Origin of the sequence: Nostoc sp. CmiVER01, assembly GCF_034531135.2 — a bacterium.
Lineage (GTDB): Bacteria > Cyanobacteriota > Cyanobacteriia > Cyanobacteriales > Nostocaceae > Nostoc.
Map to the genome: position 1 here is coordinate 95981 of NZ_JAVRBU020000015.1, position 12121 is coordinate 108101.

The 12121-nt window shown below is 42.9% G+C and carries 14 protein-coding genes and 1 riboswitch; of the genes, 7 read left to right on the forward strand and 7 right to left on the reverse strand.

The annotated features are described in order from the left end of the window. Positions 1–173 precede the first annotated feature (173 nt). Entirely contained in the window at positions 174–1181 is a 1008-nt protein-coding gene (locus tag RMZ43_RS25135) for an aldo/keto reductase (RefSeq protein ID WP_322652842.1), read from the forward strand. Positions 1182–1330: 149 nt separating this feature from the next. Here RMZ43_RS25135 and RMZ43_RS25140 read toward each other — a convergent pair whose 3' ends face one another. From RMZ43_RS25140 to cobG, 3 genes are read right to left on the reverse strand one after another with little or no spacing between them, the layout of a single operon-like run. Next, entirely contained in the window at positions 1331–2035 is a 705-nt protein-coding gene (locus tag RMZ43_RS25140; RefSeq protein ID WP_322652843.1) for a precorrin-2 C(20)-methyltransferase, read from the reverse strand. 2 nt (positions 2036–2037) lie between these two features. Further along, positions 2038–2664 carry a precorrin-8X methylmutase gene (locus tag RMZ43_RS25145; protein ID WP_322652844.1) on the reverse strand — a complete coding sequence of 209 codons (627 nt, stop codon included), beginning with the start codon at positions 2662–2664 and terminating at the stop codon, positions 2038–2040. Between the two features lie 47 nt (positions 2665–2711). Beyond that, on the reverse strand, positions 2712–4241 hold the full coding sequence (gene cobG, locus RMZ43_RS25150; RefSeq protein WP_322652845.1) for a precorrin-3B synthase: 1530 nt from the start codon (positions 4239–4241) through the stop codon (positions 2712–2714). 62 nt (positions 4242–4303) lie between these two features. Further along, positions 4304–4396, reverse strand: a riboswitch (adenosylcobalamin-variant (AdoCbl-variant) riboswitch). A gap of 185 nt (positions 4397–4581) precedes the next feature. Between cobG and RMZ43_RS25155 the strand changes: the two genes are divergently transcribed. Both RMZ43_RS25155 and RMZ43_RS25160 read left to right on the forward strand, forming a co-directional pair. Next, positions 4582–4998, forward strand: a complete 417-nt coding sequence (locus RMZ43_RS25155; protein WP_322649909.1) for a XisH family protein — start codon at positions 4582–4584, stop codon at positions 4996–4998. Continuing rightward, positions 4986–5321 (forward strand): XisI protein, encoded by a 336-nt coding sequence (locus RMZ43_RS25160; RefSeq protein ID WP_322649910.1) that lies wholly within the window; start codon positions 4986–4988, stop codon positions 5319–5321. Before RMZ43_RS25155 ends, RMZ43_RS25160 begins: the two co-directional genes overlap by 13 nt. A 161-nt stretch (positions 5322–5482) precedes the next feature. Here the strand turns inward: RMZ43_RS25160 and RMZ43_RS25165 are convergent, their stop codons facing one another. The 3 genes from RMZ43_RS25165 to RMZ43_RS25175 form a co-directional block, all read right to left on the reverse strand. Continuing rightward, positions 5483–5899: a hypothetical protein gene (locus RMZ43_RS25165; RefSeq protein WP_322649911.1), complete on the reverse strand. Its 417-nt coding sequence runs from the start codon at positions 5897–5899 to the stop codon at positions 5483–5485. A gap of 18 nt (positions 5900–5917) precedes the next feature. After that, on the reverse strand, positions 5918–6769 hold the full coding sequence (locus tag RMZ43_RS25170) for an FAD-binding domain-containing protein (protein ID WP_322652846.1): 852 nt from the start codon (positions 6767–6769) through the stop codon (positions 5918–5920). 134 nt (positions 6770–6903) lie between these two features. Further along, a complete protein-coding gene (locus RMZ43_RS25175) occupies positions 6904–7299 on the reverse strand; it encodes a hypothetical protein (RefSeq protein ID WP_322652847.1) in 396 nt (131 codons plus the stop codon). A gap of 681 nt (positions 7300–7980) precedes the next feature. Here RMZ43_RS25175 and bcp point away from each other — a divergent pair. From bcp to RMZ43_RS25195, 4 genes are all read left to right on the forward strand, one after another. After that, positions 7981–8460 (forward strand): thioredoxin-dependent thiol peroxidase, encoded by a 480-nt coding sequence (bcp, locus tag RMZ43_RS25180; protein ID WP_322649957.1) that lies wholly within the window; start codon positions 7981–7983, stop codon positions 8458–8460. A gap of 93 nt (positions 8461–8553) precedes the next feature. Then, entirely contained in the window at positions 8554–9132 is a 579-nt protein-coding gene (locus RMZ43_RS25185; RefSeq protein WP_322649914.1) for a hypothetical protein, read from the forward strand. Between the two features lie 110 nt (positions 9133–9242). Further along, complete coding sequence (locus tag RMZ43_RS25190; protein WP_322649915.1) at positions 9243–9869, forward strand: type I restriction enzyme HsdR N-terminal domain-containing protein; 627 nt, start codon at positions 9243–9245, stop codon at positions 9867–9869. A gap of 5 nt (positions 9870–9874) precedes the next feature. Further along, positions 9875–11083, forward strand: coding sequence for a cysteine desulfurase family protein (locus RMZ43_RS25195; protein ID WP_322649916.1), 1209 nt, complete (start codon positions 9875–9877; stop codon positions 11081–11083). Here the strand turns inward: RMZ43_RS25195 and RMZ43_RS25200 are convergent. Next, positions 11031–11987: an aldo/keto reductase gene (locus RMZ43_RS25200; protein WP_322652848.1), complete on the reverse strand. Its 957-nt coding sequence runs from the start codon at positions 11985–11987 to the stop codon at positions 11031–11033. The genes RMZ43_RS25195 and RMZ43_RS25200 overlap by 53 nt on opposite strands. Positions 11988–12121 lie beyond the last annotated feature (134 nt).

The following is a 12121-nucleotide window of genomic DNA, read 5'->3' on the forward strand; positions in this document are numbered from 1 at the left end:
CCCTGCTTGCCTAAATGTATCAACCTTAAAGTGAAACGGTATAAACGCACCCTATCCAGAAAGTCAACGAAGCCTACAATCGCCTGCTCAAGTCTGATGTGAAGTACTGCTTTGTGATTGATATGGCATCCCTGAAATCTACATAACCGAGGTGGAACCTCAAAGGAATAACAATGCAAAAGCGCAAACTTGGAAACAGCAACTTAGAAGTCTCGGCCATCGGGCTGGGCTGTATGGGAATGAGCTTTTCCTATGGCCCACCCAAAGACACGCAGGAGATGATCGCTCTTCTTCGGGCCGCCGTCGAACGCGGCGTTACATTCTTTGACACCGCCGAGGTCTACGGCCCGTTCTTAAACGAAGAGCTTGTGGGCGAAGCCCTAGCTCCCTTCCGCGATCAAGTGGTCATTGCCACTAAATTCGGATTTGACATCAGTCCGAATTCTGATCCTCGTGGGATGAAGGGTTCACCCGGATTGAATAGCCGACCGGAGCATATTAAGGAAGTCGTGGAGGGTTCACTCAAGCGACTCAACATCGAGACAATCGACTTGCTCTATCAGCACCGGGTTGACCCGAACGTACCGATCGAAGACGTTGCAGGAGCAGTGAAGGAACTGATTCAGGAGGGTAAGGTGAAGCACTTTGGACTCTCGGAAGCAGGCGTGCAAACGATTCGTCGCGCTCACGCAGTTCAACCTGTAACAGCACTTCAGAGTGAATACTCGCTGTGGTGGAGAAAACCTGAAGCGGAAGTGATACCGACCCTTGAGGAACTCGGAATCGGCTTTGTCCCGTACAGCCCACTGGGCAAGGGCTTTCTCACTGGCAAGATCGATGAAAGCACGACTTTCGACAGTTCCGACTTCCGCAGCACCCTGCCTCGCTTCACGCCAGAGGCTCTTAAGGCGAATCAGGCTCTGATTAATCTGCTTGGCAGCATTGCCGAACAGAAGCAGGCTACACCTGCTCAGATTGCGATCGCCTGGCTGCTGGCTCAAAAGCCGTGGATTGTTCCAATCCCAGGCACCACAAAGTTGCATCGCTTGGACGAAAACATCGGGGCTGTCTCAGTCGAACTCACGCCCGACGATCTGCGTAACATCGATGATGCCGCCTCCAAGATCGCGGTGCAAGGCGCTCGGTACCCTGAAAAGTTGGAGCAAATGACCGGTCGTTGAGCGGCAAAAAATGTGTTCTCTGGTTCAATTGTCGCATCGTTGTAGCATCTCGTATTGCCCTGTCCTTCTTTGTCCGTTTGAATTGGGGCGGAGTACAAGCTCCGTCTCAGTTTTTCCCGCCTCCTGCCCCCTTGCCTCTTTTGACGGGTTTATAGTCGATTCTTAGTTGGAATTACAATCATCGAGAAATAAGGTACTTCATCTGGATCAACTTCATCCAAAGGTATGATGCGTTGCTGTGATGTTGATGCTCGCTCAATATATCTTGCCCGTGATGCTAGCCCTAATTTATGCAGGATATCTCGTACTTTGGTAAAGTGACGACCTAGCTTCATAATTGCGGCTGCGTCGGTCATCAGCAGATGTGTAGTTAGTTCTTCTGCTGGCAATGGCGCGGGTAAGACTGTGAGAATATCGGTGTAGTAGGTGAAAGGTACACCCAATGCTACCGGACAAGCCATCAGCGAGGAAACCCCGGGTACAACTTCTGTTTCATACTGGTCACATAACCGAGTGAACACGTACATGAATGAGCCATAGAAAAATGGATCTCCCTCACACAGTACTACAACATCTCGACCGGCCGCTAAATGGTCGGCGATTGGTTCAATTTCCTTGTCATAAATAGACTTGGCATTTTCCGGTTCCAAGGCGCGGGGGAGGTGAAATAACACCTCAATTTGATTCCCAGGTAAATACTGCGCGACGATCGCTCTGGCAATACTTTCTTTATCTGTGGCTGATTGATAAGCTACCACAGGAGCCGCACGTAATAACCGCAGTGCTTTCAGAGTCAATAGTTCGGGATCGCCTGGCCCGACACCAATTCCATAAAGACGACCTTTATTTTCCATATTCATTCTTCCTCCGTTGCCAGGGCGTTAACTGCTGCGGCTGCGATCGCACTTCCACCGCGCCGACCGTGTAAGGTCAAAAATGGTACATTCCTGCTGTCTGCTGCCAATGCGGCTTTCGATTCGGCTGCACCGACAAACCCCACTGGAAAGCCTAAAATGATAGCAGGTTTCGGCACTCCTTCATCGAGCATTTCTAATAGGCGGAATAGTGCTGTGGGCGCATTACCAATTGCAATCACCGATCCTTCCAGGTGCGATCGCCATAATTCTAGGGCTGCCGCCGACCTTGTAGTACCCAGACGCTGGGCAATTTCTGGCACTTCCGGTTCGTTGAGAGTACAAATCACTTGATTATTTGCAGACAACCGTCGCCTGGTAACGCCATCGGCAACCATCCGGCAATCGCACAGAATTGGCGCTCCTGTGGCTAGTGCTGCCCTTGCAGATTGTACTGCTGTTGGTGAATATCCCAAGTCAGTGACAATATCCGTCATTCCACAGGCATGAATGAGACGTACAGCAACTTTTGCTACATCTATCGGCAGCACATCTAGGTTCGCTTCTGACCGGATGATTGCAAAAGAATTGCGGTAAATTTCGTTGGCATCTCGGATATAGTCGGGCATTCGATTTGGGATTTTAGATTTTGGATTGACAAATAAAATTGAAAGGCTTAGATTGACGACTTCTCTAGAAAGTTGGGAATCTTCTTATTTACAAATGATTTAGGAATAATATTAAATAACTGCTGTAATTGGGCGATCGCATATCGATTAGCAAATTCCCCAAAGGACTCATCAGAATTTAGACGTTGAATTTTATATATACATAGCATCCGCTCTATTAATGCCGGTAGTTCGGCAAAAGTTACATTTTGATATAGTTCACGTCCGAATTTCTCCTTGCTCTCACCAACATAAACGTGATAGGCTTCCAGAGTTCCATTGTCAGCCTCAATGCTGACACCAAGCAGAGTAATATCACTCTTGCTATGCTGGGCGCAGGATTTTTCGCAACCGCTAAAGTGGATATTAACTGGGCAATCCAGAGTAACGCGAGTTTCAAGATATTCTGCTAATCCTAATGCATGATCTTTGGTATCTGTGGCAGAAGCGGCGCAACCTTTTTTTCCAGAACAGGCAACTAATGCACTCTTGATGTTGGTTGCTGAAGAATCTAATCCTAAGAAAGCAATTTCAGTTTGGACATCGCTAACCCATTGCTGAGGAATATCAGTTAACAGTAGATTTTGCCAGGGGGTTAATCGAAGAGTGCCGCTACCGTATTTCGTTGCTAAATCTGCTAAACCTCGCATTTGGTTACTCTCCAATCGTCCAAGGGGTAAGACGACACCAATGTAAAATAAGCCTTGCTGACGTTGGGGATGGAGTCCAATATGCTGATACTTTCCCTCTCCTTGCACAAGAGTAGAGAATTCCTCCTCCTTCCTTAATAAGTTGGGGGTTAGGTCACTGCATAAAAGAGAAAAAGGTAGACGCTGCTGAACTTCCTGGAGATAATTTTCACAACCCAAAGTATTTAATAACTCTAATAGCCGTAGCCGACGTTTACTTGTAGTATTACTATGAGCTAGATAGACCTCTGCCAAAGCTCCCAAGACGGGTAAACATTGCTCTGGTGATAACAAAATTCCCATATCGCTGGGCGGTTGACCCTTTGCGCCTACACTGAGATGAAGGCGAAAATAAACATTACCATCAACTAAGACAGCAGCAAATAGGATATCATTCAAGCGATCGCACACCCGAATTATCCCACCACCATCAAAGCAAACGCTAAATTTTGCCGACAGTTCCGAAAGCGCCGGCTGTGCAGCAATATAATCATCCCAACTTTGGACAAAAAGACGGGTATCGATTAATTCTAGCGGGTCAATACCAGCAGTTGGGCTGGTCATAATATTACGGATGTGGTCTACAACAGGATTACGAGAACCTAGTCCTATATCCTGTAGATGTTTCAGAACCTCAGCATTTATCCCCGTGCGGATTTCGCGGACTTGGAGATTAGCTCGATTAGTCACATCTACATAGCCGCCACCGTACTGTTCTGCTATATCTGCGATCGCACGGCACTGCTGACTATTAATAATTCCACCTGGTATTCTAATGCGAGATAATATACCATCGGCGGCGGGTGTAGCATAAAACAAGCCAGGACAAGTGGCAAATCTAGAAAGCAAACTTGGAACTCCTTCCCCGTGCAACGCAGGGAGTAGACGGTGAGTGTGTCTTCTCTGACATCTTGAGAGTTGGCATTCTGACTTGGGCGATCCCCTCACAGCTGCGGCACAGTCCCGGAATTTCACCGGAGTTTCCCAACTCCAAGCTTTAGTAATTTAGCACGAGAAGGTAGTCAGAAAATTTAATGCTTCATATTTTTAACGGATTGCGGAAAGTCAATCAATCGCAAGGGCTTTGACTTTTTATATCCAGTGCTATATTTAAAAGCAATACCAATTCGTAATCCCCTGCGGGAAGCCGCACTTCATTCATCTACATATTTAAGAAAGTTATATTTGAATGGCTGCAAGAGATATTTTTCATAATGCTGTTAGAAAAGGACTAGAAAAAGAAGGTTGGGTGATTACAGATGATCCTCTAGAAATTGAAGTCGGTGGGGTTGAAATGTACATTGATTTGGGTGCAGAACCGATATTAGCAGCTGAGAGAGCCGGAGAGAAAATAGCGGTTGAGATTAAAAGTTTTCTTGGTGCATCAAATATTTACGAATTTCATACAGCATTAGGTCAATGTTTCAATTATAAAATTGCTCTAGAGATTCAAGAACCAGAACGAGTTTTATACTTAGCTGTTCCTTTAGGAACTTATAGCAGCTTCTTTGCATTGCAATTCATTCAAATTGTTATTCAACGCTCTCAACTAAAGCTAATCGTTTACGATCCTGTGAATGAGGTGATTGTAGGATGGAAAAATTAGAACAATATCGAGCTTATATTCAACAATTACTGACAGCTTATGCTAGTCGAGGTTCGTCAAAGAGTGAAATAGAAAAACAAGTTATTTTTGATTCTATTAACGATCACTATCAATTAGTGTACGTAGGCTGGAAGAGGCGACGACGGCAATATGGGTGTGTTTTGCATCTCGATATCAAAGATGAGAAGATTTGGATACAATACGACGGTACCGAGATTGGTATTGCCAATGACTTAGTAAAGTTAGGAATCCCAAAGGAAGATATTGTTTTGGCATTTCATGAACCATTAGTAAGGCAATACACGGGGTTTGGTGTGGGTTAAAAAAGCTATGTCATTGGGAGGAATTTCAAGTATAGAATATCCCAATACTTATTGTAGGATGTGCCAAAAATCCTAAACTTTTAACAGAAGTGGAGAATCTGAGCCTTTAGCGATGCCTGCGGCGGGCTACGCCTACGCAAACTATAATATTTACAATTCCCCTACTCAAAAACATAATTTTGAGCCACTTTCCAATAGCGCGAAAACCGCTTGAGGTCAATATAGCCATCATAGTCAAAAAATGGTTCCACCTCTAGCACCTCCACTTCTATAGAACCTTCCATTTGATTGCAGATATCATCAAATCGGGGACTCGGACTGTCGGCTGTGACGACTAAATTCGCATCATGTTCTTGAGCAAAAACTAAAATTTCTTGTGCCACATCGCCACGACGGATAACAACAGGTAACTCCAGCAAGCATTCGTAAATAAACGTGAGGCGTTTAAGACTCAGTTGCCATTCCTCTATCAAAGCCTCATCCCAAACCCAGATAGCTGGCGCATCGGGATATTTTTGTAATACAGGGTTGTATGGACTGAGGCAATCTCCATGTATCCAAACAATTGGTTTATTCATCTTTTTTGGTCTTTTACCTTACTTTTTACCTTTCTTTCCACGCTGCCAACTTTGGCTATTGGCTTGTTTGCTAAATTCCCCTTTGGGAAAAAGTCGCTGTTCTAATTCTTCATAGCTGCCTTCAAAATCACAATGACCGTAAAGGGGACATTTCTGGCAATAAATGCTTTTGGTGTAGCGTTCTAAGTTCTCACGATTGAAAAAATACGGTTTTTGACTAAAGGTGCTGGCAACCCATTGCCATGACATATTATTACTAGCAGGATCTCCATCTAAAAGGTGTTCGAGAAACCATTTGGCTCCTGCTTGCCAACGAATACGCAGCCAATGGACAATGTAAGCCGCTAGCCACATTCGGGCGTGGTTATGTAAATAGCCAGTTTCTCTCAAGTCATGGCTAAAACTATCGATGCAAACCCTACCTGTGGTTCCTTGTCTGATATCTTGCGGCAATTCGGGTGCATATTCAGCCACAGTGTAACCAGTTTTGTACTCTTCCTGGTCTTTCCAGATTCCATTTCCTAATTTGACATATAACCGTTGCCAATAGTCGCGCCAACCTAATTCGTTAATTAATTTCGTAGCATCGTTTTGTTGTACCCGTTCAAGGACATAATCTCGAATTTCTCGCAAACTCAAAACGCCATAACGGATGTAAGGCGAAAGTCGCGTGACTGCACCTGCGAAAAAATTACGTGTTTGGGCGTAGCTTACTGCATCGATTTTTTGCAGCGCTTTTTGTGCAGCTTTTCGTCCCCCAACGGTTTCACTGATGTGGTCATCGCGTTGTGCCGCATCTGGGAATTGTTCGCGGAGGTAGGCTACCAACTCATCGCGGTTGGTAAATTCGCGTTGCATATCTTTAGACATGGGAACTTTGAAGTGTGAGAATAAATAAACAAAAACATTTGTAGGCTAAGTCATTATTATTGCGGATAAATATAAGCGATCGCTCTCAACCTGATGGGAGAACTTTAAATGTGCATGATTTGTTTGTGGATTCACTACCGAAATTGGCTTCTGATAAAGAGTTGTTCTGCACTGAGCAAGATAATTGGTAGCCCTATAGATGCTTTCACGAGCGCTTCAGTCGTCCAATTGTTAGGCAGCAGATTGGAGAGGGATGCAACGAGCGTCAATGCAATTACAAGCCAGGGTGCGATCGCCACCAAATTCTGTTTCCAAGCTGCCTGTTGGTGCAGTCGTCTAGCTTGGCTTTGGCGTGCGGCTTGACGCCAAAACCCAAAGGTACTAAGTACAGCGACAAGATATGACAGTCCGGCGTTGACTAGCAGAGTTGCTTTCAGGTTTGGAGTTATCTCAGGATACTGAAGGGCGATCGCCATTAGACAAACTCCCGTTGCTAGATACAGTAGCGTAAACAGGGTAAATTGTCTCATCGTTTTCTCCTTATGTCTAATCACAAATTGTTGGGCGGAAATTTGTCACACCGCCTACTATTTTAAAAATAAATATAGCTCTCCATGTATTAAAGCTAATGTTTTATTATTGCATATCAGGATGACAGTATGATAACAAAATTATGGCAATACTATGGCTAATTAACACATTGAAACTAATAGTCTAACACTGCTAATTTATATGTCTTGCGATAGAAGATTTGAGAGCTTTTCTGATAATTAAATAATCAGAAGTTTCAATGCAACTTCAACTGAAATAATTTATTTAAAGTTTTGCATCCGTAATCTGGCTTCTGCTGCATAAACTCTCACAAAAATACTCGACTGAGTTACTTATCTCAAAGGAGTATTTATTTTTACAAATATCAGCTTTTAGCAAAACTAAGTTAAGAATATATCTTCTGCTTGATTTGAAATAACTTGCTAAAGCATTTGTTGAAAGTGATTTGATTTAGTACAGCATTTCATTAATTCGTAGCGAATTAAATTTGGCAATACCTTGCAATGCCAATGCATCCCAATTGAATGTTAATGCGTGCCTCTGCAATGCTAATGCATCCCGATACAATGTTAATGCGTCGGCCGATCGCTTAATCTATGTACAATTCTAAAGCGATGTCTACGACGAGCTACGCTTACGCAATCTCTCACACTTCCATCATGAGCAACATTCCCCAAGTCGGACAACCAGCACCAGATTTCTCCACCCCTGACCAAAATGGCAATTCAGTCACTCTTGACGACCTCAGCAGTCAGTGGGTTGTCCTCTACTTCTACCCCAAAGATGACACACCCGGTTGTACTACCGAAGCGAAAGATTTCACCGAGTTGTATCAAGATTTCAGCGCACTAGGAGCGAAAATCTTAGGCGTGAGTCCAGATTTAGGTAAATCCCATTGTAAATTTATCAGCAAACATAACTTGTCAATCACGCTCTTGAGTGACCCAGAACATATTTTGACAGAAGCCTACGGTGCTTGGCGCTTAAAAAAATTTATGGGCAAAGAATATATGGGTGTTGCTCGCTCAACTTTTTTAATTTCACCTGATAAAATGATTGTCTATGCTTGGCCGAATGTGAAAACCAAAGGTCATGCTCTGGCAGTTTTAACTAAATTACGGGAATTAGCAGCTATATGAAAGAGTCGTTGCTGCTGGATGTTTTTTTGCTATAACCTTGCGATTAAGTATTTGAATTCATAGAATTGAGTTCACATCGTCTAGGGGGTTCGTATGGATTCTAATTCAAGGTTAGAGTATCTCTATAAAGAGTATGTTCGATTAAGTGAGAAAGCTGAAGAATATATCAAAAGTGCCTTTGAAGATTTGAAGTTAATGGGAGTAATTGGTGCAACTATAGCCCTTTGGAAACCAATTGTAGATGCAATCGTCTTAGCAAACCCAAAGATTGATCAAAGTGGAATTCTATTTTTAGGTTTTTTGAGTTTATTACTAGTTGTTGCAATCATTGGATTCTGGAACCTAATTAAGCAATCTTTCATTATTTTTTTTGCAGATAATCTCCAGGGCTATGAGGAAGAAATTAGGAAAGAGCTAAACGAAGCAGATTATTCCAGGGTTTTTAATTTTAATCTTGAAAAAGAAACTAAACTAATCGAAAGTTATCGGACTACCTTCGCTGCTTTCATAATAGTTTTTGCAATTGCAACTACTTTCATTCCGTTTATAATCTTGTTTTACACTAATGCTTATTATGCATTTGTTTATATATTATTGTCATTAACAATATTTGGATCTTACTTTCAAGTACTCAAGAAATCAACTAGAAAGTATTTTTCCATAAAAAAGTAAATGGAGGGAGGATTAATACAAAAATTCTACTTTGGTTATTAAATTTATCTGGAAACTGTCAATGCTATCATTGAAGTAAGAAATTAAACTTCTCGCCAATTAAAACTAATATGGTTCAAGTCATCCAAGCTCATAATGTCAGCCATGCTGATTTAGAAGCAAGATTTGGTCTGCAACAAACTGAAAGTGAAGGTTTTTTTACAGATTGGTTCGATACTTTACCGGAAATTACAGATTTAGAAAAGCAAGATTTAGACAGAATCAAGCTTCATTTTCTCCGTCTAGTCAAACGTCCTCCTTTGTCAGAAGAAACGGTGAAATTAGTAGTTTTATCTCCTTTACTCAATTTAGCTGGATTTTATGATGATCCTTTTTATATGAGAGGCGAGGAATCAATACAAATTTCTGCGGAAGATGAAGGAGAAATCATTAGAGGTAGAATTGATATTTTAGTTATTCAAGAACAATTCTGGTTGTTAGTAATTGAATCTAAAAGGTCTAGCTTTTCTCTTTTAGAAGCCGTACCTCAAGCACTTGTTTATATGTTGGCTAATCCTAATCAAGACAAACCTACTTTTGGATTAGTAACAAATGGTAGTGATTTTATTTTCCTGAAACTTGCCCAAGAGAATCAACCAAAGTATGCTATGTCTGACCAATTTACACTTTTAAAACGAGAAAGCGAATTGTATCAAGTTCTAAGTGTATTAAAAAATTTGAGTAAAAGTTTGAGTTAATAATTATGTCTATTCGTCCTATATACCTTGATTGCCATGCTACTACAGCCGTAGATGAACGGGTATTAGCAGCAATGCTCCCCTACTTCACAGAAAACTTTGGCAACCCAGCAAGTATTGGTCATGTTTACGGTTGGGAAGCAGAAGCTGCTGTTAAGCAAAAGCGAGAGATTTTAGCAGGAGCAATTAACGCCACTCCTGAAGAAATTGTTTTTACCAGTGGTGCAACAGAAGCGAATAATTTAGCTATTAAAGGTGTTGCTGAAGCTTATTTTAAAAAAGGTCAGCATATTATTACTGTTACCACTGAACATAATGCAGTTCTTGATCCTTGTAATTATTTAAAAACTCTCGGTTTTGAAATTACTATTCTCCCCGTTAAACAAGATGGACTGATTGATTTAAATGAGTTACACAAAGCTTTCCGTCCTGAGACAATTTTGGTTTCGGTGATGGCTGCAAATAACGAAATTGGCGTTTTACAGCCAATAGCCGAAATTGGGGAACTATGCCATGCTTACAACATCATTTTCCATACCGATGCAGCCCAAGCTATTGGTAAAATCTCTCTGGATGTGCAAGCGATGAAAATTGACTTGATGTCGCTAACTGCACACAAGGTATATGGGCCAAAGGGCATTGGGGCGCTGTACGTCCGCAGGCGTAACCCTAGAGTGCAACTAGCTCCCCAGCAGCACGGCGGCGGACATGAACGGGGGATGCGTTCTGGGACATTATATACACCGCAAATTGTCGGCTTTGGGAAAGCTGTAGAAATTGCCTTGGCTGAACAAGCAACAGAAAACCAACGCCTCACCCAGTTAAGGCAAAGCTTGTGGTCACAACTTTCCCAACTTGAAGGAATTCATCTCAATGGACACCCTCAACAACGATTGGCGGGAAACTTGAATATCAGCGTTGAGGGGGTGGATGGAGCCGCACTTTTGCTAGGATTACAGCCAGTAATGGCGATTTCTTCTGGTTCTGCTTGCTCATCAGCAAGTACTGCGCCCTCCCATGTTCTGACAGCACTGGGAAACCCCCAACAGCTAGCTTATGCCTCAGTGCGGTTTGGGATTGGCCGGTTTAATACCCAAGAGGAAATTGATATTGTGGCGAAACATGCGATCGCCACCATTCAAAGTTTACGCAAAACCTCTTTTATGGATTCTCGCGCAAGAAAGTACCAATCTGATCTAGCTCCTGCTGATTGAGGCGAAATTCACCAGCAGCGATGATCCCTTCCACCTGCTTGGGATTGCGTGCGCCAACGATCGCAGCTGTCACCACCGGATTATTTAAAGTCCAAGCGATCGCCACCTCACCAGGGGAGCGATCATGTTGCTTACCAATATCTTGCAATACTTCCACCAACTTCAGGTTACGAGATAAACGTGGCTCCTGAAATTCACTACTATTCTTGCGCCAATCATTATCTGGTAAATTGGCAACCCGCTCAGATGTCATCTTTCCTGCAAGCAAGCCAGATTGCATCGGTGAATAGACAATTACACCGATGTTATTTTCCTGGCAAAAAGGCAGAATTTCCTTTTCGACATCAGGCTTAACCAGCGAATAAGGCGGTTGTAATGAAGTAACTGGGGTAATTTTTTGGATACGTTTCAACTGTTCTACATTGAAGTTTGAAACCCCGATATAGCGAACTTTACCCTCATCTTTGAGTTTGGAGAGAGTCGTCCAGCCTTCTTCAATTTCTGACTCTGGGTTAGGCCAGTGGATCTGGTAGAGATCAATGGTTTCAATGTCAAGTCGGCGCAAACTAGCTTCAACTTCCCGCCGCACTGAATCAGCTTTTAGACTGCGACCAATTTCGCCCTTTTCATCCCAAATCATTGAACATTTAGTGAAAATGTAAGGGCGATTAGATCGACCCTTGAGCGCCTTAGCAACAACTTCCTCCGAATGTCCCAGACCATAGATAGCTGCGGTGTCAATCCAATTAACGCCGAGGTCAAGAGCGCGAGCGATCGCTTCAATCGATTCCTGGTCATCCTGCGCTCCCCAACCAAAAGCCCATCCACCTCCACCGATCGCCCAGGCTCCAAAGCCTATTGGGGTAATGTGAAGCTCCGAATTACCGAGCTGTTTGGTTTGCATATCTATGTTTCTCCAAAAATTATTAAGTCAATTGCTAGTTTAGGTTGCAAATATTTTCTCAACCGCTATCTGAAGTGTGAATGACTACTAGTGAGAACACAACAGCAAATCACTACTTATGTAGGATTACTAAA

Excerpts from the sequence above, each read along its gene's own strand:
- RMZ43_RS25135 (WP_322652842.1), top strand. The coding sequence starts at position 174 with ATGCAAAAGCGCAAACTTGGAAACAGCAACTTAGAAGTCTCGGCCATC.
- RMZ43_RS25140 (WP_322652843.1), bottom strand. The coding sequence starts at position 2,035 with ATGGAAAATAAAGGTCGTCTTTATGGAATTGGTGTCGGGCCAGGCGAT.
- RMZ43_RS25145 (WP_322652844.1), bottom strand. The coding sequence starts at position 2,664 with ATGCCCGACTATATCCGAGATGCCAACGAAATTTACCGCAATTCTTTT.
- RMZ43_RS25155 (WP_322649909.1), top strand. The coding sequence starts at position 4,582 with ATGGCTGCAAGAGATATTTTTCATAATGCTGTTAGAAAAGGACTAGAA.
- RMZ43_RS25160 (WP_322649910.1), top strand. The coding sequence starts at position 4,986 with ATGGAAAAATTAGAACAATATCGAGCTTATATTCAACAATTACTGACA.
- RMZ43_RS25165 (WP_322649911.1), bottom strand. The coding sequence starts at position 5,899 with ATGAATAAACCAATTGTTTGGATACATGGAGATTGCCTCAGTCCATAC.
- RMZ43_RS25170 (WP_322652846.1), bottom strand. The coding sequence starts at position 6,769 with ATGTCTAAAGATATGCAACGCGAATTTACCAACCGCGATGAGTTGGTA.
- RMZ43_RS25175 (WP_322652847.1), bottom strand. The coding sequence starts at position 7,299 with ATGAGACAATTTACCCTGTTTACGCTACTGTATCTAGCAACGGGAGTT.
- bcp (WP_322649957.1), top strand. The coding sequence starts at position 7,981 with ATGAGCAACATTCCCCAAGTCGGACAACCAGCACCAGATTTCTCCACC.
- RMZ43_RS25185 (WP_322649914.1), top strand. The coding sequence starts at position 8,554 with ATGGATTCTAATTCAAGGTTAGAGTATCTCTATAAAGAGTATGTTCGA.
- RMZ43_RS25190 (WP_322649915.1), top strand. The coding sequence starts at position 9,243 with ATGGTTCAAGTCATCCAAGCTCATAATGTCAGCCATGCTGATTTAGAA.
- RMZ43_RS25195 (WP_322649916.1), top strand. The coding sequence starts at position 9,875 with ATGTCTATTCGTCCTATATACCTTGATTGCCATGCTACTACAGCCGTA.
- RMZ43_RS25200 (WP_322652848.1), bottom strand. The coding sequence starts at position 11,987 with ATGCAAACCAAACAGCTCGGTAATTCGGAGCTTCACATTACCCCAATA.